General features: G+C 67.7%; 20 protein-coding genes. 9 read left to right on the forward strand and 11 right to left on the reverse strand.

Features of this window, described 5'->3' with window-relative positions; translation table 11 throughout:
* Positions 1–250: 250 nt before the first annotated feature.
* Genes LN047_RS13870 through LN047_RS13900 form a run of 7 tightly spaced genes read left to right on the forward strand, consistent with a single transcriptional unit; the run spans position 251 to position 8,726 of the window.
* Entirely contained in the window at positions 251–1,870 is a 1,620-nt protein-coding gene (locus LN047_RS13870) for a methyl-accepting chemotaxis protein (protein ID WP_373982038.1), read from the forward strand.
* Positions 1,871–1,878: 8 nt separating this feature from the next.
* A complete protein-coding gene (locus tag LN047_RS13875; RefSeq protein ID WP_373982039.1) occupies positions 1,879–2,421 on the forward strand; it encodes a chemotaxis protein CheW in 543 nt (180 codons plus the stop codon).
* Positions 2,418–3,704, forward strand: a complete 1,287-nt coding sequence (locus LN047_RS13880; RefSeq protein ID WP_334165785.1) for a CheR family methyltransferase — start codon at positions 2,418–2,420, stop codon at positions 3,702–3,704. The genes LN047_RS13875 and LN047_RS13880 overlap by 4 nt, the downstream gene beginning before the upstream one ends.
* 4 nt (positions 3,705–3,708) lie before the next feature.
* Complete coding sequence (locus tag LN047_RS13885; protein ID WP_271265182.1) at positions 3,709–4,359, forward strand: chemotaxis protein CheW; 651 nt, start codon at positions 3,709–3,711, stop codon at positions 4,357–4,359.
* A complete protein-coding gene (locus LN047_RS13890; RefSeq protein WP_373982040.1) occupies positions 4,356–6,671 on the forward strand; it encodes a hybrid sensor histidine kinase/response regulator in 2,316 nt (771 codons plus the stop codon). The genes LN047_RS13885 and LN047_RS13890 overlap by 4 nt, the downstream gene beginning before the upstream one ends.
* Positions 6,668–7,678, forward strand: a complete 1,011-nt coding sequence (locus tag LN047_RS13895; RefSeq protein WP_346526806.1) for a chemotaxis response regulator protein-glutamate methylesterase — start codon at positions 6,668–6,670, stop codon at positions 7,676–7,678. The genes LN047_RS13890 and LN047_RS13895 overlap by 4 nt, the downstream gene beginning before the upstream one ends.
* Before the next feature lie 34 nt (positions 7,679–7,712).
* A complete protein-coding gene (locus LN047_RS13900; protein ID WP_180098572.1) occupies positions 7,713–8,726 on the forward strand; it encodes a PleD family two-component system response regulator in 1,014 nt (337 codons plus the stop codon).
* Between the two features lie 27 nt (positions 8,727–8,753).
* On the opposite strand, the gene LN047_RS13905 is transcribed toward LN047_RS13900, so the two are convergent.
* Genes LN047_RS13905 through LN047_RS13925 form a run of 5 tightly spaced genes read right to left on the reverse strand, consistent with a single transcriptional unit; the run spans position 8,754 to position 13,131 of the window.
* A complete protein-coding gene (locus LN047_RS13905; protein WP_373982041.1) occupies positions 8,754–9,413 on the reverse strand; it encodes a GntR family transcriptional regulator in 660 nt (219 codons plus the stop codon).
* 54 nt (positions 9,414–9,467) lie between these two features.
* A complete protein-coding gene (locus LN047_RS13910; protein ID WP_373982042.1) occupies positions 9,468–10,520 on the reverse strand; it encodes an NAD(P)-dependent oxidoreductase in 1,053 nt (350 codons plus the stop codon).
* 2 nt (positions 10,521–10,522) lie between these two features.
* On the reverse strand, positions 10,523–11,194 hold the full coding sequence (locus LN047_RS13915; RefSeq protein ID WP_373982043.1) for an RraA family protein: 672 nt from the start codon (positions 11,192–11,194) through the stop codon (positions 10,523–10,525).
* Positions 11,195–11,230: 36 nt separating this feature from the next.
* Positions 11,231–12,196: a tripartite tricarboxylate transporter substrate binding protein gene (locus LN047_RS13920; protein WP_056318153.1), complete on the reverse strand. Its 966-nt coding sequence runs from the start codon at positions 12,194–12,196 to the stop codon at positions 11,231–11,233.
* Positions 12,197–12,255: 59 nt separating this feature from the next.
* Positions 12,256–13,131, reverse strand: coding sequence for an NAD(P)-dependent oxidoreductase (locus LN047_RS13925; RefSeq protein WP_180098587.1), 876 nt, complete (start codon positions 13,129–13,131; stop codon positions 12,256–12,258).
* A gap of 220 nt (positions 13,132–13,351) precedes the next feature.
* On the opposite strand from LN047_RS13925, the gene LN047_RS13930 reads away from it, so the two are divergent.
* Entirely contained in the window at positions 13,352–14,635 is a 1,284-nt protein-coding gene (locus tag LN047_RS13930) for a cystathionine gamma-synthase family protein (RefSeq protein ID WP_373982044.1), read from the forward strand.
* Positions 14,636–14,685: 50 nt separating this feature from the next.
* On the opposite strand, the gene LN047_RS13935 is transcribed toward LN047_RS13930, so the two are convergent.
* Positions 14,686–16,206 carry an MFS transporter gene (locus LN047_RS13935; RefSeq protein WP_373982045.1) on the reverse strand — a complete coding sequence of 507 codons (1,521 nt, stop codon included), beginning with the start codon at positions 16,204–16,206 and terminating at the stop codon, positions 14,686–14,688.
* A 137-nt stretch (positions 16,207–16,343) separates the two neighbouring features.
* Between LN047_RS13935 and LN047_RS13940 the strand changes: the two genes are divergently transcribed.
* Positions 16,344–17,216 (forward strand): LysR family transcriptional regulator, encoded by an 873-nt coding sequence (locus LN047_RS13940; RefSeq protein ID WP_152384638.1) that lies wholly within the window; start codon positions 16,344–16,346, stop codon positions 17,214–17,216.
* Between the two features lie 15 nt (positions 17,217–17,231).
* Here the strand turns inward: LN047_RS13940 and LN047_RS13945 are convergent, their stop codons facing one another.
* The 5 genes from LN047_RS13945 to LN047_RS13965 form a co-directional block, all read right to left on the reverse strand.
* Positions 17,232–17,918, reverse strand: coding sequence for a GntR family transcriptional regulator (locus tag LN047_RS13945; protein ID WP_217617600.1), 687 nt, complete (start codon positions 17,916–17,918; stop codon positions 17,232–17,234).
* A gap of 161 nt (positions 17,919–18,079) precedes the next feature.
* Positions 18,080–19,063 carry a tripartite tricarboxylate transporter substrate binding protein gene (locus tag LN047_RS13950; protein ID WP_373982046.1) on the reverse strand — a complete coding sequence of 328 codons (984 nt, stop codon included), beginning with the start codon at positions 19,061–19,063 and terminating at the stop codon, positions 18,080–18,082.
* Between the two features lie 39 nt (positions 19,064–19,102).
* On the reverse strand, positions 19,103–21,043 hold the full coding sequence (locus LN047_RS13955; RefSeq protein WP_373982047.1) for an acyl-CoA synthetase: 1,941 nt from the start codon (positions 21,041–21,043) through the stop codon (positions 19,103–19,105).
* A gap of 16 nt (positions 21,044–21,059) precedes the next feature.
* Complete coding sequence (locus LN047_RS13960; RefSeq protein WP_175211209.1) at positions 21,060–22,193, reverse strand: acyl-CoA dehydrogenase family protein; 1,134 nt, start codon at positions 22,191–22,193, stop codon at positions 21,060–21,062.
* Positions 22,194–22,202: 9 nt separating this feature from the next.
* A complete protein-coding gene (locus tag LN047_RS13965; RefSeq protein WP_373982048.1) occupies positions 22,203–23,399 on the reverse strand; it encodes an acyl-CoA dehydrogenase family protein in 1,197 nt (398 codons plus the stop codon).
* Positions 23,400–23,402: the final 3 nt, after the last annotated feature.

Consider the following 23,402-nt stretch of genomic DNA (forward strand, 5'->3'; position numbering starts at 1 on the left):
GCAGATGTAACCGTTCGGACACGCGCGCGATTGATTTTATGTAAGAGACCTTTGCTTTTTTCCGACAAGGCCGCCATGTTTGGCGTTTTCCCGCGTTTTTCATGGCTGCCGCGCGGCACCTTTGTAATAATTGTCGAAATTTCCCATATTCCCGTAAAAAACGCCGGGTGCGGCTTGGCCGGCGCGGGAATAACCCAGGGGCGTCCCGGCAGGGCGTCGACGAGTCGATTTAGGACAAAGGTCTCCCGGTATGAAGAATGTGACGCTCCGCCAAAGAATCCTGGTCAGTTTCCTGGCCATTCTGGCCATCATGACGCTGATGGTGGTGGTGGACTACCGGCGGCTCCTGCATGTCGAAGCAGAGGCCCAGATGATCAACAACGACGCGGTGCCGGGCATCTACTACAGCACGTCGATCCGGGCGTCGTGGTTCGCCGGCTTCGTCGTGGTGCAGGACGCGTTCAATGCGCCGACCGAGGCCGACCGCCGTGTCGCGCTCGAAGCCCTGCCGCGTAACGACCAGCAGCTTGAAGAGAACATCGAGTTCTACCGGCGCACGATTTCCCGGCAGGACGACCAACAGATGTTCGACGCGTTCCAGAAAGAGTTGCAGGAGTACAAGCGCATCCGCACCGAGATCCTGTCGCCCGCGGTGGCGGCGGACGCGGCGCGCGCCCAGGCGCGCATCGTGAGCGAACTGCGCCCCTCGTTCTACCGGGGGCGCGACATCCTGGCAAGGATGGTGAGCGAAAACAAGAAGCAGGCGGACGATGCCGCGGTCAGCATTCAGCAATCCGTGGAAGCGGCCGAAACCGGGATGCTGGTGTCGCTGGTGATGGCCATTGCCGCGTCGATCGTGTGCGGCTACCTGCTCATGCGCGCCATCGCCAACCCCATGCGCGACATCGTCAAGACGCTGGAAGCCACCGGCAGCGGCGACCTGACCCGGCGCCTGAAGCTGGCGCGCAAGGACGAGTTCAACGCCATCGAAACGGGTTTCAACGGCATGGTCGACGAACTGACCGGCCTGGTGGGCAGGACGCAGCGGTCGGCCGTGCAGGTTGCCACGTCGGTGACGGAAATTGCCGCGACGTCCAAGCAGCAGCAGGCCACCGCGTCGGAAGTGGCAGCCACCACGACGGAAATCGGCGCCACCTCGCGGGAGATCTCGGCAACGTCGCGCGAACTGGTGCGCACCATGACCGAAGTGTCCAGCGCGGCCGAGCAGACCGCCACGCTGGCGGGCAGCGGCCAGGTGGGGCTGGCGCGCATGGAAGACACGATGCGCAACGTTGTCGGGGCAGCGGGCTCGGTCAACGCCAAGTTGGCGGTGCTGAATGAAAAGGCCGGCAATATCACGCAGGTGGTGACCACGATCACCAAGGTTGCGGACCAGACCAATCTGTTGTCGCTGAACGCGGCGATCGAGGCCGAGAAAGCCGGCGAGTACGGCCGCGGGTTTGTCGTGGTGGCCACCGAGATCCGCCGGCTTGCGGACCAGACGGCCGTTGCCACCTACGACATCGAGCAGATGGTGCGCGAGATCCAGTCGTCGGTGTCGGCCGGCGTGATGGGCATGGACAAGTTCTCCGAGGAAGTGCGCCGCGGCATGGCCGACATGCAGCAGGTGGGCGACCAGCTGTCGCAGATCATCCAGCAGGTGCAGACGCTGGCGCCGCGCGTGCAGATGGTCAACGAAGGCATGCAGGCGCAGGCCACCGGCGCCGAACAGATCAACCAGGCCTTGCAGCAGCTCAGCGACGCGGCCCAGCAGACGGTGGAGTCGCTGCGGCAGTCCAGCCTTGCCATCGAAGAACTGACGCTGGTCGCCAATGACCTGCGCAGTGGCGTGTCGCGCTTCAAGGTGTGATTGCGTCCATGACTGCTTCCGCCGTCCGCCCACGTGCCGCCGCGGGCCATGCCGGCCCGGCGCGCCGGCTGTATCTGCTTTTCCGGATCGGCGCGGACCGCTATGCGCTGGACGCCGCGGACATCGCCGAAGTGCTGGGGCTGCGCGTCTTCAAGCAGGTACCGGGCGCGCCGCATTGGGTCGCGGGCATGATGGCGCGCCGCGGCACGGCGGTGCCGGTCATCGACATGAGCGCGCTGGCCGGGGCAGGGACGTGCGCCGCAGTGACCAGCACGCGGCTTGCGCTGGTGCGCTACCGCGCTGGTCCCGCCAGCGCCGAGCGCCTGCTTGGCCTGATCCTGGAGCAGGCCACCGAAACCGTCCACTACGACCCGGCGGCGTTTCAGCCGCATGCGCTGGACAATGCCGAGGCGCGCTATCTGGGTCCCGTTTTGTCCGACGCGCACGGCATGGTGCAAGCCGTCAGCGTGGATGACCTGTTGCCCGATTTCGTGCGGGCAATATTGTTTCCGGCTGGCGGCGAGGCTTCGATGACTGAGGCGCAGCCATGAGCCTGATCGAGGAATTCAGCGGTCTGCTCAAGCGCCGCATGGGGCTGGACAGCGGGTCCATCGGCCAGGCGGCAGTCGAGCGCGCCGTGCGGCACCGCATGCACGCGGCCGGCGTGGACGACGAGCAGGACTACCTGATGCGCGTGCAGGCCTGGCCCGACGAGATGCAGCAGCTGATCGAAGCCGTGATCGTGCCGGAGACCTGGTTCTTCCGCTATCCGGAATCCCAAGTCGCCATGGCGACGCTGGCGCGCGAGCGCCTGTTTGCGCCGGGCTGCGAAGGCCGCGTGCTTCGCGTGTTGAGCGTGCCGTGTTCCAGCGGCGAAGAGCCGTATTCCATTGCGATGGCGCTGCTGGATGCGGGCGTGCCGGCGCATCGGTTCCAGGTGGATGCGGTGGACATCAGCGTGCGCATGGTCGAATTTGCGCAGCGCGCCGTGTATGGCCGCAATTCGTTTCGCGGGGGCGATCTGGCGTTCCGCGACCGCCATTTTTCCGAAGTGCCGGAAGGCCATCAGTTGGCGGCGCGGGTGCGTGGGCAGGTCCGGTTCCAGCCCGGCAACCTGTTCGATCCAAACCTGCTGGCAGGGGCCGCGCCGTATGACTTCGTGTTCTGCCGCAACCTGCTGATCTACTTCGACATGGCCACGCAGGAACGCGCCGTGCAAGTGCTCCGCCGCTTCGCGCGCGAGGACGGCTTGCTGTTCGTGGGACCCGCCGAAACCAGTCTTCTGACGGGCCGCCGCCTGCCGGCGGTGCCGCTGGCGCGGTCTTTTGCATTTCGCGCCACGCCCGCGCCGGCGCCGGCCGGGTTGCCGACCCCCGCGCGCGCGCCGCTGACCGGCCAGCGGCCGCTCGTGCATGCCTGGACGCCGCCGCGCCGTCCGGTGGCGCAGACGCCCGCGCCCCGGCTGCCCGTGCCGCATGCCGCGATAGCCGACGCGCCGTCCGCGCAAGGCGCGGGACAGGCGGCCCAGGCGTCGCTGCGCGAGATCGCCGCGCTGGCCGACCTGGGCAGGGTGCGCGACGCGATGGCGCAGTGCCAGGCGCATCTGGACATTCATGGCGCCAGCGCCGAGGCCTTGCATCTGCAGGGCTTGCTGCTGGATGCGCAAGGTCAGTCGCGGCAGGCGCAGGCCGCCTACCGCAAGGCGCTCTACTTGGATCCGAACCACCGCGAGGCGTTGCTGCATCTGGCCGCGCTGGTGGCCTCGGACGGGGATCAAGAGGGCGCCCGCCGCCTGCAGGCGCGCGCAGCGCGCGGGGAGGCGCGACGTGACTGACGCGATGGCATCGCTTTCTGGCGTGGACGACTGCTGGAACCGCATCGGCATCCGCGGCGACAAAAGCTGCGGGCAGCTGGCCGAACACGTGCATTGCCGCAACTGTCCGGTGTATGCCGCGGCGGCCAAGCGCATCCTTGACCGTCTGCCGCCCGCCATGCAGGAAGACGAGGAAGCCGCGCCGCCGCAGCACGCGGCCAACCTGTCGTCGCTCCTGGTGTTCAGGCTGCATCGCGAATGGATAGGCCTGCCGACGCGATCGCTGGACGAGGTTGCCGGCACGCGCGGCATCATCAGCCTGCCGCACCGGCGTGATCCCGCCGTGCTTGGCATGACCAACGTGCGCGGCACGCTGACTGTCTGCGTATCGCTGACGCGCCTGTTGGGACTGGACGCCGCGGCGCCGCAGGCGCGCGAGCGGCCTGCCACGGCGCGCATGCTGATATTCGGCGGCGCGGGCCGTGCCGTCGTGCTGCCGGTGGATGAAGTGGAGGGCATGCACGAGGTGGACCTGGACGCGCTTGAGCCGCTGCCCTCGACGGTGCAAGGCGCCAGCCTGAAGTATTCGCGCGGCGTGGCGCGCTGCGGCGGCCGCGCGGTGGGCGTGCTGGATGAAACCCTGCTGATGCAGGCATTGGAACGGAGCCTCGCGTGAATCCCGATCAGATGCGCGATGCCTCGCTGCTCGAACTGTTCCAGATCGAGACCCGCACCCAGGTGCAGGTTCTCAACGACGGGCTGCTCGCCCTGGAGAAAAATCCCACATCCGCGCCGCAGCTCGAGGCCTGCATGCGCGCCGCCCACTCGCTCAAGGGCGCCGCGCGCATCGTGGACCTGCATCCGGCCGTGCGTATCGCGCACGCCATGGAAGACTGCCTTGTGGCCGCCCAGGAGGGCCGCCTGCGTCTGCAGGCCGGCGACATCGACGCCTTGCTGCTGGGCACGGACCTGCTGCAGCGCGTGGCCACGCCTGGCGTGGAGCTGGATGCCGAGATCGGCGACCTGGTGGCGCGGCTGAGCAGCGCGCCCAATCTGCCCGCTACGGACCCGGCCGCGGTAGCGCGTGCTTCCCGGCCAACCGGCCATCTGCCGACGATACGCCTGACGGAAGGTGCGCCCGTCCCGGCAGCCCCGGCGCCCGCAGACAAGCCCCAAGTGGTGGACGCGGCCGCCGCGGTGCCGCCCGCGCGCCGCAGTTCGGACCGCGGCGCGGGCGAGGGCGAGCGGGTGCTGCGAGTCACGGCCGATACGCTGAACAAGCTGCTGGGCTTATCCAGCGAAACGCTGGTCGAGTCGCAATGGGTAGGGCCTTTCAGCGCCGCCATGCTGCGGCTGCGGCGGCTGCAGGCGCGCGCGGCGCACGCGCTGGACGGGGTACGCGCCGTGCTGGCCGAACAGCAGCTCGATGCGCGCGGCCAGGCGGCGCTGGACGATGCCCACCGCATCCTCGAACAATGCCAGCGGGAATTGACGCTGCGCGCCAGCGAAGTCGACGAATTCGGCTGGCGCATGAACCACCTGACGCGGCGGCTGTACGACACTGCGCTGGCGTGCCGCATGCGGCCCTTTGGCGACGGCGTGGGCGGCATGGCGCGGATGGTGCGCGACCTGGGCCGCTCGCTGGGAAAGCAGGTCCGCCTGGAGATCGAGGGCGAAGACACGCAGGTGGACCGGGACATCCTGGAAAAGCTGGATGCGCCGCTCATGCACCTGTTGCGCAACGCCGTGGACCACGGCATCGAGTCGCCCGCGCAGCGCGAACAGGCGGGCAAACCGGCCGAGGGCTTGATCACGCTGTCGGCGCGCCATTCGGCGGGCATGCTGCTGGTCGAACTGGCCGACGACGGCTCCGGCATATCGTTGGATCACCTGCGCGAGGAAGTGGTCGAACGCAAGCTGACCAACGCCGAGACCGCCGCACGCCTGAGCGAAGCCGAGCTGCTGGAATTCCTGTTCCTCTCGGGCTTCAGCACGCGCGACGAGGTGACTGAAATCTCCGGGCGCGGCGTGGGGCTGGACGTGGTGCAGACGATGGTGCGCCAGTTGCGCGGCGCCGTGCGGGTCCACCAGCAGCAGGGCCGGGGCACGCGTTTCGTGCTGGAGATGCCGCTGTCGCTGTCGGTGGTGCGCAGCCTGCTGGTCGAGGTGCAGGACGAGATCTACGCATTTCCGCTGGCCTACGTCAGCCACGCGTTGCAGGTGGACGCCACCGACATCGAGCAGTTGGAAGGCCAGCAGCACTTCCGATTCCAGGGGCGGCAGATCGGCCTGGTGTCGGCGCGGCAGATCCTGCGCGCCGGCGAGTCCGCCCCGGCCGCCGATACCTTGTCCGTGGTGGTGGTGGGCGATCACGACCGCCTCTACGGCATCGCTGTCGACCGGTACGTGGGCGAGCGCACGCTTGTCGTGCAGCCGCTGGACCCCCGGCTGGGCAAGGTGCAGGACGTCATGGCCGGCTCGCTGATGGACGATGGCACGCCGCTCCTGATTCTGGACGTCGAAGACATGCTGGTGTCCGTTCAGAAGCTTATCGAGGGCGGGCGCCTGTCGCGGGTGGACAGCGGGGCGGGCGCGGCGGCCGCGCGCCGCCGCAAGCGCGTGCTGGTGGTGGACGATTCATTGACGGTTCGCGAGCTTGAGCGCAAGCTGCTGCTGAACCGCGGGTTCGATGTGGCGGTCGCCGTGGACGGCATGGACGGCTGGAACATGTTGCGCAACGAGGACTTCGACCTGATCGTGACCGATGTCGACATGCCGCGGATGGACGGCATCGAACTGGTGACGCGCATCAAGGCCGACCCCAGGCTGCAGGCGCTGCCCGTCATGGTGGTGTCGTACAAGGACCGGGAAGAGGACCGGCAGCGCGGGCTGGACGCCGGCGCCGACTATTATCTGGCCAAGGGCAGCTTTCACGATGATGCGCTGCTCGACGCCGTGGAAGACCTCATCGGGAAGGCTCGGACGTGAGAATCGGGATCGTCAACGATATGCCGCTTGCCGTCGAAGTCCTGCGGCGCGTCATCGCGCTGGAACCCGGGCTGGAGATTGCCTGGACGGCGTCAGACGGCCTGGAGGCCGTGCAGCAATGCGCGCGCGACCGTCCCGATGTCGTGCTGATGGACCTCATCATGCCCGTCATGGACGGCGTCGAGGCCACGCGCCGCATCATGGCGGAAACGCCCTGCGCCATCGTGGTGGTGACCTCCGACGTGGCGGGCCATACCTCGCGCGTCTTCGATGCCATGGGGCACGGCGCACTGGATGCCGTGGACACGCCGATGGTGGGTGCGACGGACATGCGCACGGCCGCGGCGCCGCTGTTGCGCAAGATCCGCAACATCGGGTGGCTGATCGGCCGCTACGGCAACCGGCCGGCGCTCGGCCCGGTCAGCAAGCCCGCCGCGTCCGCCGGCGCCCGGCGCCTCCTTGCCATCGGCGCTTCGGCCGGCGGCCCGGCGACGCTGGCGCAGCTGCTGCGCGATCTTCCCCTGGATTTTCCGGCCGGTATCGTGCTGGTGCAGCATGTGGACGCCTCGTTCGCGGCCGGCATGGCCGACTGGCTCAATGACCAGGTGCCGCTGCCGGTCAGGCTGGCGCGCGAAGGCGAGTCGCCGCTGCCCGGCCAGGTGCTGCTCGCGGGCACGGATGATCATCTGGCGCTCTGCGAGGATGGTACCCTGCGGTACACCGACTGCCCCCGCGAAAGCCTGTATCGGCCTTCCATCGATGTTTTCTTCCATAGCGTGGCGCAGCACTGGCGCGGCATTGCGGTCGGCGTGCTGCTGACCGGCATGGGCCAGGACGGGGCGCGCGGCCTGAAGGCGCTGCGCGAACGCGGATGCCTCACCATCGCGCAGGACCAGGCCACCAGCGCGGTCTATGGCATGCCGAAAGCGGCTGCCGCCATGAAGGCCGCGGTCGAGATTCGGCCGCTCGATCAAATTGCGTCTCGCGTCATCCGGGCGTTTGCCTGAGGCGCGGCACAACGTAGGACATCAAGGACCCACTATGCTGCCATCCCCTGAAGACACGGTTTCCGCGGATCTCAATTCGCACGGGGCGATGGTGTTGCTCGTCGATGACCAGGTCATGGTGGGAGAAGCCATCCGGCGCGCGCTGGTGCCCGAAGCCAACATTGATTTCCACTATTGCTCGGATCCCTACAAGGCGCTGAGCGTGGCGATCCAGACGCGGCCCACGGTCATCCTGCAGGATCTGGTGCTGCCCGGCGTGGACGGCCTGTCCCTGGTGCGCGAATACCGCGGCCATCCCGTGACGCGCGACATCCCGATCATCGTCCTGTCCACCAAGGAAGATCCCGCCATCAAGAGCGCGGCCTTCGCGGCGGGGGCCAACGACTACCTGGTGAAACTGCCGGATTCGATCGAACTCATTGCGCGCATCCGCTACCACTCGCGTTCCTACATGGCGCTGGTGCAGCGCGACGAAGCCTATCAGGCGTTGCGCCAGAGCCAGCAGCAACTCTTGGAAAGCAACATGGAACTGCGCCGGCTCACCAATTCGGACGGCCTGACCGGGCTGGGCAACCGGCGCTATTTCGATGAGTACCTGAATGCCGAGTGGCAGCGCGCGGGCCGGGACAGCCGAGAGATCAGCATGCTGATGATCGACGTGGATCACTTCAAGTCCTACAACGACACCTACGGCCACATTGCGGGCGACGAAGCCCTCAAGCGCGTCGCCAACACCATCTTCGCCAGTTGCGACCGGTCCACCGACCTGGCGGCGCGTTTTGGCGGCGAGGAATTTGCGCTGGTGCTGCCGGGAACGCCCGGCGGCAGCGCGCGCCTGGCCGCCGAAAAGCTACGCCGCGCAGTGGAGGCCATGCAGATTCCCCAGCGCGACGCGGGCTTCGGGCCGTGGCTGACGGTGAGCATCGGCCTGGCGACCGCCGTGCCGATGGACGGGCAACCGTGCACGGAGCTGATCCAGGCGGCCGACCGGGGCCTGTATGAAGCAAAGCGGCAGGGCCGCAACCGGGTGGTGCCGGGACAGATCTAAGGCGTCTGGCCGCCGGCCGGCGAGAGCCTACCCGCCCGTCTTCCTGTCCTTCCTGTGCGAGCGGAACAGAAGATGCGTTGACGCCAGGTGAAAGCGCACCGCGATCTGCGCGCATTCGGGGTCGCGCGCGCGGATCGCGGCGATGATCTGGCGGTGGTGTTCCACGCTGCGCAGCATGTCTTCGCGGTTGTAGAAATAGAACGAGCCGATGATGATCGGCATGTCCAGCAGGTTCTCGACCAGGGAGCGCACGCGCGCGGACTGCGCGGCTTCGAGCAGGGCGTGGTGGAACAGGTTGTTGTAGTGCTGGACCTGGGCGACGTGGTCCGGCGCGCCGGAGTTGACCGCGTCGAGCATGCACTGGTTGATGCGTTCCAGCTCGTCGATCTGTTCGGGCGTGGCGCGCTCGGCGGCGGTCTTGGCGGCGTAGGGTTCGAGCAGCATGCGCAGCTCGAAGGCTTCGTCGATGTCGCGGTCCTGCCAGCCCAGCACGACCGCGCCGCGCCGGCCTTCGCGGGTGACCAGGCCGTCCGCGATCAGGCGTTCGATCGCGTTGCGCACGGGCGTGCGGCTGACCGAGAGCTGGGTGGCGATGTGTTCCTCGCGCAGCGGTTCGCCGGGCAGGAACGATCCGGCCATCAGGCGGCGGCGCAATTCGCCGTAGACGTAATCACTGGCGCTCGACATGAGGAGGCTGGCTCTTCCCGGTTTTCAAAGCTGCGACTATACCAACGGCGGACGCTACACCTTCACCCCGTGCTCGGCCAGACGCGCCAGAAAGCGCGGCCAGACCTCGGGGTTGACGAGGCGCGCGGGCTTGCGTCCGGCCAGCATGTCGATGATCTGCGTGGCCGAGCCCTGCGCCACCTTGCGGCGGCCTTCGTGCGTGACGCCGCCCGTGTGAAACGCGGCGGCCACGTCATGGCGTTGCAAAAGGCCGCTGCCCGGCGGGGGCGGCTCCACCTGCCAGACGTCCAGGCCCGCGCCGGCAAGATGGCCGGACTCAAGCGCGGCAAGCAGCGCGTCCTCGTCATGAATGCCGCCGCGCGCGGTCGAGACGAACAGCGCGCCGCGTTTCATCCGGCGTAGCGCGGCCGCGCCGAACATTCCGCGCGTCTCGGCGTTCAGCGGGCAGTGCAGGCTGACGATGTCGGCCTGTTCCAGCAATGCGTCGAAGCTGACGGGCGCGGCGCCGCGTTCGGCGATTTGCGCGTTGGCCAGCAGCGGATCGTAGGCAATGACCTTCAACCCGAATCCCGCCGCGATACGGGCGACGCGGCGCCCGATCTCGCCGATGCCGACAATGCCGATCACGCGGCCTTCGATCTCGCGGCCCATCAGCGCCTCGCGGCTGACGGCGGTGCCCGCCCTGAGCGCGGCTTCCGACTCGCCCAGCCGCTTGACCAGCGACAACAGCAGGGCGAAGGTCATCTCGGCCACCGAGGCGGCGTTGGCGCCGGCCTGGTTCACCACGGCCACGCCCGCGCGGGTGCAGGCGGCCACGTCGACCGTGTCGTAGCCGGCGCCGCCGGACGATACGCACAGCAGTTGGGGGCACTGGGCCAGAAGGTCGGCGGACACCTGCCACCGCGCGGGGACTTCGTCCTTGGCCGCGCTGACGTGATAGGCGTGGGCGCCAGCCAAGCCGGCCGCGGTCACCGCGTCGCCTTGCGCCGGCAGCACGCGCAGGTCCAGCGTGGCGTCCCGCGCGATCGCCTCGTCAAACGCGGGATCGATCCACAGATCCAGGCGCACGACCCGCAGATCGGGCCTGCTGACTGCCGCATCGCGCATGGCTAGACTCCCGTGCAACCCAGCGAGCGCAGGCGGGCGTCGATCCACGACGTGTCCAGCGTGCCGGCGGCGATATCGGCCAGCATCTTGGTTTCCACGTCGTGCTTTGCGGCTGCCGCCTGAAAGATGGCTTCGGCCTGTTCGTACGGCACCGCGAGCAGCCCGTCGTCGTCACCCAGGATCAGGTCGCCCGGCGCGATGGTCATGCCGTCCAGCGCGACGACGCAGTTGATCTCGCCCGGTCCGTCCTTGTATGGCCCGCGGTGGGTGACGCCCGCCGCATAGACGGGGAAGGCGCTGCGGCGGATGGTGCCGCAGTCGCGGATGGCGCCGTTGATGATGATGCCCGCGATGCCGCGCGACTCGGCATAGGTGGTCATGATCTCGCCGATGATCGCATTGGTCAGGTCGCCGCCGGCATCGACCACGATGACGTCGCCCGGCTGCGCGAGGCTGAGCGCCTTGTGCACCAGCAGGTTGTCGCCGGGACGTGTGCGCACCGTGAGGGCCGGCCCGGCCAGGGGCGTGCCGTCGTGCATGGGCCGCAGGCGCGCGCCGCCGGCCGTCATACGCGACATGCAGTCGCTTACGTTGGCCACCGGCACCTGACGGAATTTCTCGACGAGTTCCTTGCTGACCGCGCGTTGGCGGGCGTGGATTTCAAAACCTGTCATCTCTGCTCCTGATCGCTGGATGGATATGTGTGGGGCTTACTGCTTGGGAATGCCGGCTTCTTGCACGACCTTGCCGAAGGCGTCGTGATCGGCGCGATGGCGGCGCGCCAGGTCCTCGGGCGAGCCCTTCAGGACGCTGTAGCCGGCCTCTTCAAGCTTCTTGATCAATTCGGGGTTGGATTGCACCTTCTGCAATTCGGTGTTCAGCGCGGCGACGACATCGTCGGGCGTCTTGCCAGGCGCCATCAGGCCCCACCAGATCGATTGGTTGATGGTCGGAAAGCCGCTTTCCGGGAACGTGGGCACGTCCGGCAGGGCGGGCGAGCGCTCATTGGCGACCACGCCCAGCGCGCGCACCTTGCCGCCGCGGATCTGCGGCAGCAGCGACGCCACCGAGCCGACGTACATGTCGATCCGGCCGCTGGCCAGATCGGGGAAGGCCTGGCTCCAGCCACGGTAGGGCACGTGCATCAGCTCCATCTTGGCCGCCTTGCGCCACAGATAACCGGTCAGGTCACCGGTGCCGCCGATGCCGGGGATCCCCAGCGAAACCAGGTTGGGCTTGGCCTGGGCGGCCTTCACGACGTCGCCGAGCGACTTGAAGGGCGAGTCGGGCAGCACGACGAAGACGCTGGGCGAGGAGGCCACGGGGCCTACCGGCTTGAAGTCCTTGAAGGTGTCGTAGCTGAGCTTGCTGTAGAGCCACGGGTTCAGCACGATGTTGTCGGTCTGCGCCATGACGAGCGTGTGGCCGTCCGGGCGGGCGCGGGCCGTGGCGTCCAGCGCCAGGTTGCCGCCGGCGCCGGGCTTGTTCTCGACCACGATGTTCCAGCCGGCGTCCTGGCTGATCGCGCTGCCGATCATGCGCGTCAGCGTGTCGGTGCCGCCGCCGGGCGGGAAGGGCGAGATCAGGGTGATCGGCGCCGAGCCCAGGTCGGCGGCCTGCGCCGCGGCGCAGCCCAGCACCAGGGATGCGGCCAGCAGTTTCTTGAACAGTTTCATTGTCTTCCTCACTAAGTGTTATTGCGGATTCGGTCCGCGCTCTGGGGCGCGGTGGGGTGTCAGGACTGGCGGGCCAGCGTGGTCAGCCAGGCAAGGCGCGCCTGGACCGTGTCGGCGGCCGGGGCCTCGCCGTTCGCGCGCGCGGCCTCGATGCCGCGGGCGGAGCGGGCAAAGAGCGCTTCCACGCCATTGAGCGCCAGCGGCTCCAGGCCCGCTTCATGCAACTGGTCGCGCGCTTCGCGCACTTCGGCCAGTCGGCGCGGCGCATGCAGCACGTGCGAGCGCACAAACGAATCCATGAACGCCGTCAGCGGCGTGCGGTCGATGTCGGCCAGCACTTCGTAAAGCGAATCGCGCAGGCCCATGCGTTCGGCCGCGACCAGGCATTCGACCGCCAGGCTTTCCATGCCCTTGGTCATGATGCTGCGCAGAAGCTTCAGGCGCACCGCATCGCCGGGCTTTCCTTCGATGATCCGGACCGTCGCGCCCGCGCTTTCGCCCAGCGCCGTCACAACCGCCGCGCCATCGCCGGCGCACAGCAGCGGCGTCTTTTCGCCCAGCAGAGCGATGGCGCCCATGATGGCGACGTCCATGAAGGGAATGCCGTGCGCGGCAGCGGCGGCGGCGGCCTTCTGCATGTCGGGGGCGCTGGCGGTGGTGAAGTCGGCGTAAACCGCATCGGCGCGCATATGCGGTAGCGCCTGAGCCGCGACCTCGGCGGCGTTGTAGCCGTACACGGCGGAAACCACGACGTCCGCCTCGGCCAGCCAGGGGCCAGGTTCGGTGCGCAGGGCGGCGCCGGCTTCCCGGGCGCGCGCTGCCATTTCTTCGTCCGCGCGCAGTTCGCAGATGCCGACGATGCGGTGACCTGCGGCGGTCCAGGCGCGGGTATAGCAGTGCCCGACTTCGCCGCATCCAATCAGTGCGATTTTCATCTTAAAAACACATAAAAAAAACAATGTGTGTTTATAGATCGCCAATTTCCTGGGGAATAGAAGGTGTTTACCCTAGGTTTTTGTCTTTTTGGGTACATTAAAAAAACATTCGTCCCGGCGGGTCACAACCTGCAACCCCTCGCTCGCGGCCCGGCGTTATTGTCTGAAAGATGCGTGACGCGCCTGCCCGCTTGGCTGGAACACCAGAAAGAGGCACACCATGACGTACTCGAGCTACCACAAGAAGGACATCTTCGGCCGTCCCCTGCATGCCGAAACCCAGATGATGTCCTATGGCTACGATCCCTATCTGTCCGAGGGGGCGGTCAAGCCGCCGGTGTTTCTGACGTCCACGTTTGCGTTCCGCACGGCCGAGGATGGCGCGGCGTTCTTTGACCTGGTGTCGGGCCGCAAGCCCTTGCCGCAGGGCGAGACGGCGGGGCTGGTGTATAGCCGGTTCAATCACCCGAACCTGGAGATCGTGGAGGACCGGCTGTCGCTGCTGGACGGCTCGCAGGACGCGGCGGTCACCTCCAGCGGCATGTCCGCGATCAGCGCGGTGTTGATGGCCTTTTTGCGGCCGGGCGATCAGCTGGTGCAGTCGGTGCCGCTCTATGGCGGCACCGAAACGCTGATCGGCAAGATCTTTCCGGAGTGGGGCATTGGTTCGCATCCCGTCGCGGACGGGTTGTCGCCCCGCAGCATGCGCACGGCGCTGGACGCGGCTGCCGAGAAAGGCCCGGTCAAGCTTTTTTATGTCGAGACGCCAGCCAATCCGACCAACGCGCTGTTCGATTTCGAGGCAATGAAGAACGAGCTGGATGCGTTCGAGACACGGCATGGTTACCGGCCGATCTCGGTATGCGACAACACGCTGTTGGGACCCATCTTTCAGAAGCCGGCGGAACACGGGGTGGACCTGTCGGTGTACTCGCTGACCAAGTACGTCGGCGGCCACAGCGATCTGGTGGCGGGGGCGGTCACCGGCAGCAAGGCGCTCATCAAGAAGGTGCGCGCCATCCGCAGCGCCTTCGGCTCGCAACTGGACCCGCATTCATGCTGGATGATCACGCGGTCGATGGAGACGGTGGTGCTTCGCATGAAGCAGGCGGCGCGCACGGCGACGCGCGTTGCGCAGTGGCTGGCGGAAAACCCGTACGAAAGGGTGCAGGTGTTCCACCCTGATCTGATTGCGGACCGCGCCTATCAAGAGGTCTACAAGCGCCAGTGCACCGGACCGGGTTCGACCTTCGCCTTCGTGCTGGAAGGCGGCCGAGAGCGCGCGTTCCGGTTCATCAACGCCCTGCATCTGTTCCGCTCGGCCGTCAGCCTGGGCGGCACGGAAACGCTGGTGTGCCACCCGGCCTCGACGACGCACTCCGGCGTGCCCGCCGAGGAGCGCGATGCGGCGGGGGTGTCCGAAGGGCTGATCCGGGTGTCGATCGGCCTGGAACACGAGGAAGACCTGATCGCGGACCTGGATCACGCGTTCCGCAACGGCTGAGCGGCGCGGGCCGGGCGGTGTGCTGACGTTGTGGTTGGGCGGGCGCGCCTTCAGCCCGGTTGCGCTGTCCGCCGGGCGCGGTTCAGCAGCACGAACGCGGCCGTGCCCAGCAGCATGATCGTGGCGGTGGCGATCACCGCGGCGTAGCCGGTCTCGAAGGCGCTTCGGGCCAGCGACGTCAGCGTCGCCGCCAAGTCAGCGGGCAGGCTGCCGGCCACGATGAGCGCTTCGTCCAGGCTGTCGCGCGCCGCGCCGGTGGCCGTTACGCCTGCCGGCACGGCAAGCGACTGCGCGTAGACGCCGGACAGGATGGACCCCATCAAGGTCACGCCCAGCGCGCCGCCCAGCTCGTACGAGACTTCCTCGATGGACGCGGCCATGCCGGCGCGTTCGGGGGTGGCGCTTTGCATGATGGTGCTGGAGGCGGCCGTCATGGTGGCGCCGATGCCCAGGCCCAGCACGCACAGGCTAATCAGTTGCGGCATCACGGCCCCGTCGTAGGTCAGCAGATAGCCGCCCATGCCCAGGCCCGACACCAGCAGCGCCAGGAACAGCAGGCGCCGGCTGCCGATGCGCCCCAGCAGCAGACCGGCCAGCGGTCCGGCGACGAACGCGGCCAGCGGCAGCGGCAGGATGAAAAGCGCGGACTGGATCGGAGACATGCCCAGCACCAGTTGCAGCCGCTGGCTGAACACGAGTTCCATACCCAATAGCGCCGCTGCGGCAAACAGCGCCGCCGCCACGGCAGAGCTGAAGGATGGATTGCGGAAGATCGCGAAGTCGATCAGCGGGTAGGGACGCCGCCGCTGTCGCCGCACGAAGATGGCGAGCATGGTGGCGCCTGCCGCGCAGGCCAGCGCGGCGTGCAGCCAGGAAGGCGAAGCGCGGCCCAGCTCCTTGAGCGCGTAGGCGCACAGCACCATGCCTGCCATCACTTGCAGCGAGCCGGCCAGATCCCAGGGGCGCGACGCGTCAGGCCGGCTGGCCGGAATGAAGCGCCATGCCAGCGGCAGCGCCAGCAGCACGATGGGCACGTTGATGAGAAACACGGAACCCCACCAGAAATGCTCCAGCAGCAGGCCGCCCACCACGGGCCCCAGCGCCGCGCCGCCCGAGGCGACCGACGCCCAGACGCCGATCGCCACGGCACGCTCGCGCTCGTCGGCAAACGCAAGACGAAGGATGGACAGGGTGGCGGGCATCATCATCGCCGCGCCCACGCCCAGCAACGCGCGCGCGGCAATCAGGACGATTGCGCCGGGCGAGTAGGCGGCAGCCAGCGAGGCCGCGCCGAACACGGCCAGCCCCATCATGAACAGGCGCTTGTGTCCCAGCCGGTCGCCCAGCGTGCCCATGCCCAGCAGCAGGCCGGACACGACAAGCGCGTAGACGTTCACGATCCACAGCTTGGCGGAGGCCGTGACGCCCAGTTCGTGGGTGAGCCGCGGCAGGGCGGTGTACAGGACCGTCATGTCCACGACGATCAGCAGCAAGGCGCTGGACACGATGGCCAGCACGAGCCAGCGGCCGGGGGCGGCCGCGGCGACAGCGTTCGAATGAGTCCGCTGCATGGTTCTACTCCTTATTGAAAACCATGATCCCGGCGCGTCGGGCGCGCTCGGGATCACGGAACGCATTATCCATCTAGATATTGGCCATAAAAAGTTGGATTCCATCTATAAAATAGATGGTTAATCAGGAGCACCCCATGCAGTGGACGTTGGATCAATTACGGCAATTCGTGGCCGCCGCGGAAGCGGGTTCGTTTTCGGCAGCGGGGCGGCGCATCGGGCGCGCGCAGTCGGCGGTCAGCACGGCGGTGGGGCTGCTGGAGGCGGATCTTGGGGTGGAACTGTTCGACCGGTCGCGCCGCAACGCGGTGCTGACGCCGGCCGGCGAGGTGATGCTGCTGGAGGCCAAGGAACTGCTGCGCCAGGCCGGCGGGTTGTCGCAGCGGGCGCTGGCGTTCGCCGGCGGCCAGGAGGCGCGCCTGTCCATTGCGCTGGATGAAGCCTTGCCTTATCTCGTGCTGGGCGCGCTGGTGGTGGAACTGGCCGAGCGGTTTCCGGCGCTGGAGCTGACGCAACTGAACGGCACCGCGACCGAGGTCGCCGATTACGTGCGCCAGGGCCGGGCAAGCATCGCGTTCCACTTCGACCGGGGCGATCCCGGCAGTGACTTCGCGCACCAATCCCTGGGCAACGTGGCGCAAGGGATTTTCGTGGCGTCCGGCCATCCGCTGGCGGGCTTGCCGCAGGTGTCGCGCGAGGACCTGGCGCGTCACCGCCAACTGGTCATGCAGATGGAAGGCGTGGAGGACATGGTGCTGAGCCCGACGGTCTGGCGCACCGACAGCTTCTACAGCATTGCGGGCATGGTGGCCGACGGGCTGGGCTTTGCGATCCTGCCCCTGAACATTGCGGAGTACGAGAGTTTTCGCACCACGCTCAGGCCGCTGCCCTGCGCGGAACTGGCGCTGCCCATGCTAGCCGTGCGCACGCTATGGATGCAGGGGGCGGTGCTCAACGAGACCGAGCGCTGGCTGCAGCAGCGCATGGAGCAATTGCTGCGCGCCGGATAGCGGCACGAAAGGGCGTTAGCTCAGCAGCGCGGCGACGAGGTCGCTGCCGGCCTGCTTGTCCCCGTTGAAGTCCAGCGCGGTCAACACATGCTCGAGGTGTTCGTCCATCAGGGCGCAGGCCCGCTCGGCGTCGCCCGCGCGCGCCGCCTCGATGAAGGCGTGATGCTCGCGCGACGAGCAATTTGCGTCGTGCGAGGTTTGATACAGCACGGTGATCACCGCGCTGCGCGCCGACAGTTCGCGCAGCATGCCGGTCAGGACGGAATTGCCGACGGCTTCGGCGAGCAGGATGTGGAAATGGCTGAGCAGGCGGTTGCGCGTCTGCACGTCGCCGCTGTCGAGCGCGCGGCGCTCTTCGGCCAGGTGGTCGTCGATACGGCGGTAATCGTCGGGCGTCGCGCGCGCCACGAATTCGCGGGCCAGCGCGGCCTCCAGAATCCGGCGCACCGCATAGACCTCGCGCGCCTCGTTCGCATCCGGCTTGCTGACGAAGGCGCCCTTGTCCGGCACGATGTTGATGAGCTTGTCCTTGGACAGCATCAGAAGCGCCGCGCGGATCTTGGTGCGGCTGACCTTGTAGACCCGGGCCAGGGCCTCTTCGCGCAACCGGGTGCCGGGCGGAAGCTTGTGCGCCACGATGGCGGCGGACACTTCCCTTGCGATGTCGTCGGCGCTGGGGTCTGGCTGGACGTCCTGGATCATGAGGCGCGGCAGGGGCTGCCGGTGTGGAAAATCATCGGGCAGCCAGTCTAACAAAAGGCAGGCGCGGCGGTGGACATTTCTTGCATGCAAAATCTGTCCGCACGCCGCGCCGGTTGCCGGGCCCAAATGGGCGCGAACCCCGGCGCCCGGTCAGGCCGCTGCTATTTGGCCATCAGCCCCAAATGCTCGATCAGGTCCTTTTCCTTGACGAAGGTCGCCTGCGCCCACGCCTTGTAGTCCTCGCTGCTGCGATAGGCCGGCTCCTGATTGAGCTGCTTCATGACGTCCATGCTGGCCTGATCGAAGAGGGCCTTCTTGAACGCGTCATGCAGGATCTTCACGACCGCCGGGTCCATGCCCTTGGGACCGGCCAGACCGTAGGGGGAAGTGGACACGACCTTGTAGCCCAGCTCCTGCGCGGTGGGCACGTCGGGCCAGCGGGTCGTGCGCTTGTCGCCAAAGGTGACCAGCAGGCGCATCTTGCCGGAATCGACGAACTGGTCCCAGCCCGTGGCGTCGCTCTGCGCCATGACGTGGCCGCCCAGCAGCGCCTGCTGCATGTCGGCGTTGCCCTTGAACGGCACATGGTTCAGCTTGACGTTCGCGTTGATGGCGATCTCTTCGATGATCAGATGCGGCGACGAGCCGATGCCGGTCGAGCCATAGTCGATCTTGCCGGGCGCCTTGCGCGCGGCCTCGATGTACTCATTGAACGTCTTGTAGGGCGAATCCGAGCGGACGGTAAAGCCGAACGTATAGCCCGACAGGCCCAGGATGAAGGTGAAGTCGTTGATCGGATCCCAGCTGCTTTTCTGCATGTAAGGCATGCGCAGCATTGCCAGCGTGTACAGGGCGATGGTGTAGCCGTCCGGTTTGGCCGTCTTGGCCATGGTGGCGGTGCCCAGCGTGCCGCCCGCGCCGGGACGGTTCTCCACGATGACGGGCTGGCCCAGATACTTCGAGGCATCCTGCGCCACGATGCGCAGATGCCGGTCGGTCGAGCCGCCGGCCGGGAAGGGCACGATCAGCGTGATGGGTTTGGTGGGAAAGTCGGTCTGCGCACTGACGGAAAAAGGCAAGGCGGCGCTTGCCAGGGTGAGCGTAAGGGCGGCGAGGCAAGCGCGTCGCAAGGGCAGTCGGGCCATGGGTGTTGTCTCCTGGTGGGTGTTGTTATGGGATGCCAGTCAATCGCGTACGTCGACTTTGACAGGCAGCCGGGACAGCGCCTCGCGCAGGCTGGCGATCAGCGGCGCGGGCACACCGGCGCCGGCTTCTACGGCGACATCCGGTTGCGCATCGGCCAGCACGCGAAAGACGGGATCGTCTTGGGCGCGGCCAGCCGCTTGCAGGGTGCGCGCCACCACGGCCTCGACCGACACGGCGGTCGCCAGGCGGCGCAAATCGGGTTTGTAGATCTTGCCCACGTTGGTCATGGGCATGCTGTCCAGAATCACCACGCGCTTGGGCCGTGCCGGCCCTTCGTCCACATGCGCGGCGGCGTAGGCCACCAGTTCGGCCTCGGTCGCCTCGCGGCCTTCCGCCAGCGTGACGAACGCGATCGGCAATTCCCCCGCGTAGGCGTCGGGGGCGCCGACCGCCGCGCACAGTTGCACGGCCGGATGCGTGGCCAGGGCGTCTTCGATGGTCTTGGGATCGATGTTGTGGCCGCCGCGGATGATCAGGTCCTTGGCGCGCCCTTGCAGATGCAGGCGGCCCTCGGCATCCATGAAGCCGACGTCGCCGCTGATCAGCCAGCCGTCCTCGGTGAAGGCGTGCGCGGTGTCTGCGGGATCCAGAAAGCCCGGGATGACGTTGGGCGCCTTGATGAGCACCATGCCCGGCGTGGCGGTGGGCAGGTCGCGCGCGGGCTGGCCCGCGGGCATGTCCAGCCCCACGATGCGCACCTGTACATAGGGCAGCGGAAACCCCACGCAATTGACCGGAAATTCACAGCCCGGCGGCGAGATCGACGTGATGCCGGCCATCTCGGTCATGCCCAGGCTTTCGCTGACATGCAGGCCAAACAGGCGCTTGAAGCGCGCGGCCAGCTCGGCGGGCAGGGGCGCCGCGCCCGTGCGGCAGTAGCGCAGCGACGAGATGTCGGCGCCGTCCAGCGGCACCTCGGCCAGCGCGGCCAGGATGGTCGGCACGCCTTGCAACGAGGTGGCGCGGTGCTTTTCGACCAGACGCCAGTAGTTGCGCAGCACATCGCGGTTGCGCAGCAGCAGGGTGGTGGGGATGACGGTTTCGACGCCAGCCGACAACGCCGCCAGCGACGCCGGCAGCACCCCCGCCACGTGAAAGAGCGGATAGCCGTTGATGACCACGTCGCCCGGCCCCGCGTTTTGCAGCTGCACGGCCGCCCACGCGGAAAACACCTGGTTGGCGTGTGTGTGGATAGCCAGCTTGGGCGCGCCCGTGGTGCCGCCGGTGTGAAAGTAGGCAGCCACATCGCTGGCGCGGATGACACGTTCGCTGACCAGGCGGTCGGCGGGCTGGGCCGCGCGGGCCGCGTTGAAATCGCGCGCGAAGTCCGGCAGCGCGGGGCGGTCGGCTTCGGCCTCGTGCCACGGCGCCACGCGGAGCAGCGTTTTCAGGGTCGGCACGCGTTCCATCAGGCGCAGCGCCTTGGACCACGAGCCGCATTCCACGTCGGACCCATAGGCGATCAGCGCCTTGGCGCCCGCCGTCGTCATCAAGGACGCCAGCTTGTCGTCGGTCAGAAGGGGATTGAGCGGCTGCACGATGCCCGCCGCCTCGCCGCCCCACAGCGCCAGGTGGTATTCCAGGCAGCCGGGCAGCAGCACGCCCACGGCGTCGCCTTCGCGGATGCCCAGGCTGTGCAAGAGGTTGGCGGTCTGGTGGATGCCGGCCAGCAGTTCACGGTAAGTCCAGCTGATGGCATCGTCTGCCGGGTCGGCGCTGCGCAGGAAGGTCAGCGCCCGCCTGTCGCCGAACGCGGCGGCGGAATTGCAGAAGATCTCGTAGGTGCTTTGTACTGTCAGCGTGTCCGCCAGCGGCCGCGCCTGCAGCCGCTGCACGTCCTGCGCCGTGCGTACCGGAAACGGCGCGGCAAAGGGCGCGGCAATGGGGCGGGCGCGGGTCGAGGTAGGGGAGTCGATCATGGCCGTGCCTGCGCGCTCATGCCTGCCCCAGCGCGATGTAGCGCCGCAGGTGGTGGTCTTCGTCGCCCAGTTGGTGGTCGATCATGACCAGGCGCTTGGCGTAGTGCGCCAGCGGCAGTTCCCACGTCATGCCGATGCCGCCATGCAACTGGATGCACTCCTCGGCCACCAGGGTGCCGATGCGGCCGATCGTGACCTTGGCCGCGGACAGCGCGCGTTCGCGCGTGGCGCGATCCGGATGGTCCACGGCGGCCGCCGCGTTGATGACGGCCGAGCGAGCCTGCTCGATTTCCAGCAGCACGTCGGCCATGCGGTGTTGCAAGGCCTGGAAGCTGCCGAGCGGCGCGCCGAACTGGCGGCGCGTGCGCAGGTATTCCAGCGTGGCGTCGCGCGCGCAGTCCATGGCGCCCACGGCTTCCGCGCACAGCGCCAGGATGCCGCGGCCCACGGCGCGTTCCAGCAGCGCGTGACCGGCCTGCGCGTCGCCCAGCAGGGCGTCGGGGGCGAGCTTGACGTTGTCCAGCACCAGTTCCGCTGCGCGGCCGCCATCGATCAGTCCGTAGCCCCGCAGCGCCAGGCCCGGCGTGCCCCGGGTCACCAGGAACAGGCCGATGCCCGATTCGTCGTCAACATTGCCCGCCGTGCGCGCCGACACCAGGAACAGGTCGGCATGTTCGCCCGCGTAGACGACAGCCTTGGCGCCGTTCAACACCCAGCCGTCGGGGCTGGGTTCGGCGCGCGTGGCCACCTGATTCAGGTCGTAGCCCGACGCCGGTTCGGCGTGGGCCAATGCGGCGGTCAGGCTGCCGGCGATCAGGCCGTCAAGCGCCTCGCGCTGCGCCGGCGAGCCCGCCGCGGCGATGGCGCTGCCGACCATCACGGCGTCCAGGAAGGGCTCGACCACCAGGCCCCGTCCCAGGGCTTCGAAGACGACGGAGATATCGAAGCCCGCGCCGCCCAGGCCGCCATCGGCCTCGGTGAACAGTGCGCCGATGGCGCCCAGCTCGGCGTAGCGGCGCCAGAACTCGGGGCTGTAGCCCTCGCGCGATTCGGCGTGGCGCATGCGCGTGGTGAAGTCGTATTGCTCGGCGACAAAGCGGCGCAGCATGTCCGAGAGCATGCGCCGGTCTTCGGTGTGTTCGAAATTCATGGCCAGCCCTTACAGTCCCAGGATCATCTTGGAGATGATGTTCTTCTGGATTTCATTGGAGCCGCCGAAGATCGACAGCTTGCGGTTGTTGAAGTACTGCGCCGCGGCGCTGTTTGCGCCGTCCGGGCCGATGGCGGGCGCGTCGTAACCGTCGTGCAACGCCTCGGGCACGAAGGGGCGCGCGTACGGGCCCATGGCGCGGCGGTTCAAGGCGCTGATCTCCTGGCGGATCTGCGTGCCGCGGATCTTCAGCATCGAGCTCTCCGCGCCGGGCGCGCCGCCGCCAGCCACCGCCGCGACCACGCGCAGGTTGGTCGTGCGCATGTTGGCCAGCTCGATCTCCACGCGCGCCAGGCGCGCGGCAAAATCCGGGTCTTCGGCCAGCGGGCGGCCGTGCCGTTTCTGGCGCGCGGCCACGGTCTTCAGGCGTTCCAGCGCGGCCGTGGACTGGCCGACGCCCGCAATGTTGGTGCGTTCATAGGTCAGCAGGTACTTGGCGCAGGTCCAGCCGCGGTTTTCCTCGCCCACCAGGTTCTCGGCAGGAACCCGCACGTCCGAGAAGAACACCTCGTTGACCTCGTGCTCGCCGTCCAGCGTAATGATCGGGCGCACTTCGATGCCCGGGCTGTTCATGTCGATCAAGAGAAAACTGATGCCTTCCTGGCGCCGGCCTTCCTGCGAGGTGCGCACCAGGCAGAAGATCATGTTGGCGTACTGGCCCAGCGTGGTCCACGTCTTCTGGCCGTTGACGACATAGCTGTCGCCGTCGCGCACAGCCGTGGTCTTGAGCGACGCCAGGTCCGAGCCCGCGCCAGGTTCCGAGTAGCCCTGGCACCACCAGTCCGACCCGTCCAAAATGCGGGGCAGCCAGTAACGGCGCTGCGCCTCGGTGCCGTACTTGATCAGCACGGGTCCCAGCATGCTCAGGCCGAAGGGCACGATGCGCGGCGCGTTGGCCAGCGCGCATTCGTTGTCGAAGATGTACTTCTGCGATGCGCTCCAGCCCGTGCCGCCGTATTCAACGGGCCAATGCGTGGCCAGCCAGCCTTGCGCGTTCAGGATGGCATGCCACTCGGTCATGTCATCGCGTGTCAGCAGCTTGCCTTCGCTGACCTTGTCCGACAGCCGCCGCGGCAGCTTCGCGTCCAGGAAGGCGCGCACCTCGTCGCGGAAGGCGATTTCTTCGGGGGTGAATTCCAGATCCATGCG

It is taken from the genome of Achromobacter sp. JD417, from assembly GCF_041879325.1.
GTDB lineage: Bacteria > Pseudomonadota > Gammaproteobacteria > Burkholderiales > Burkholderiaceae_B > Achromobacter > Achromobacter mucicolens.

Excerpts from the sequence above, each read along its gene's own strand:
- LN047_RS13870 (WP_373982038.1), top strand. The coding sequence starts at position 251 with ATGAAGAATGTGACGCTCCGCCAAAGAATCCTGGTCAGTTTCCTGGCC.
- LN047_RS13875 (WP_373982039.1), top strand. The coding sequence starts at position 1,879 with ATGACTGCTTCCGCCGTCCGCCCACGTGCCGCCGCGGGCCATGCCGGC.
- LN047_RS13880 (WP_334165785.1), top strand. The coding sequence starts at position 2,418 with ATGAGCCTGATCGAGGAATTCAGCGGTCTGCTCAAGCGCCGCATGGGG.
- LN047_RS13885 (WP_271265182.1), top strand. The coding sequence starts at position 3,709 with ATGGCATCGCTTTCTGGCGTGGACGACTGCTGGAACCGCATCGGCATC.
- LN047_RS13900 (WP_180098572.1), top strand. The coding sequence starts at position 7,713 with ATGCTGCCATCCCCTGAAGACACGGTTTCCGCGGATCTCAATTCGCAC.
- LN047_RS13905 (WP_373982041.1), bottom strand. The coding sequence starts at position 9,413 with ATGTCGAGCGCCAGTGATTACGTCTACGGCGAATTGCGCCGCCGCCTG.
- LN047_RS13910 (WP_373982042.1), bottom strand. The coding sequence starts at position 10,520 with ATGCGCGATGCGGCAGTCAGCAGGCCCGATCTGCGGGTCGTGCGCCTG.
- LN047_RS13915 (WP_373982043.1), bottom strand. The coding sequence starts at position 11,194 with ATGACAGGTTTTGAAATCCACGCCCGCCAACGCGCGGTCAGCAAGGAA.
- LN047_RS13920 (WP_056318153.1), bottom strand. The coding sequence starts at position 12,196 with ATGAAACTGTTCAAGAAACTGCTGGCCGCATCCCTGGTGCTGGGCTGC.
- LN047_RS13925 (WP_180098587.1), bottom strand. The coding sequence starts at position 13,131 with ATGAAAATCGCACTGATTGGATGCGGCGAAGTCGGGCACTGCTATACC.
- LN047_RS13930 (WP_373982044.1), top strand. The coding sequence starts at position 13,352 with ATGACGTACTCGAGCTACCACAAGAAGGACATCTTCGGCCGTCCCCTG.
- LN047_RS13935 (WP_373982045.1), bottom strand. The coding sequence starts at position 16,206 with ATGCAGCGGACTCATTCGAACGCTGTCGCCGCGGCCGCCCCCGGCCGC.
- LN047_RS13940 (WP_152384638.1), top strand. The coding sequence starts at position 16,344 with ATGCAGTGGACGTTGGATCAATTACGGCAATTCGTGGCCGCCGCGGAA.
- LN047_RS13945 (WP_217617600.1), bottom strand. The coding sequence starts at position 17,918 with ATGATCCAGGACGTCCAGCCAGACCCCAGCGCCGACGACATCGCAAGG.
- LN047_RS13950 (WP_373982046.1), bottom strand. The coding sequence starts at position 19,063 with ATGGCCCGACTGCCCTTGCGACGCGCTTGCCTCGCCGCCCTTACGCTC.
- LN047_RS13955 (WP_373982047.1), bottom strand. The coding sequence starts at position 21,043 with ATGATCGACTCCCCTACCTCGACCCGCGCCCGCCCCATTGCCGCGCCC.
- LN047_RS13960 (WP_175211209.1), bottom strand. The coding sequence starts at position 22,193 with ATGAATTTCGAACACACCGAAGACCGGCGCATGCTCTCGGACATGCTG.
- LN047_RS13965 (WP_373982048.1), bottom strand. The coding sequence starts at position 23,399 with ATGGATCTGGAATTCACCCCCGAAGAAATCGCCTTCCGCGACGAGGTG.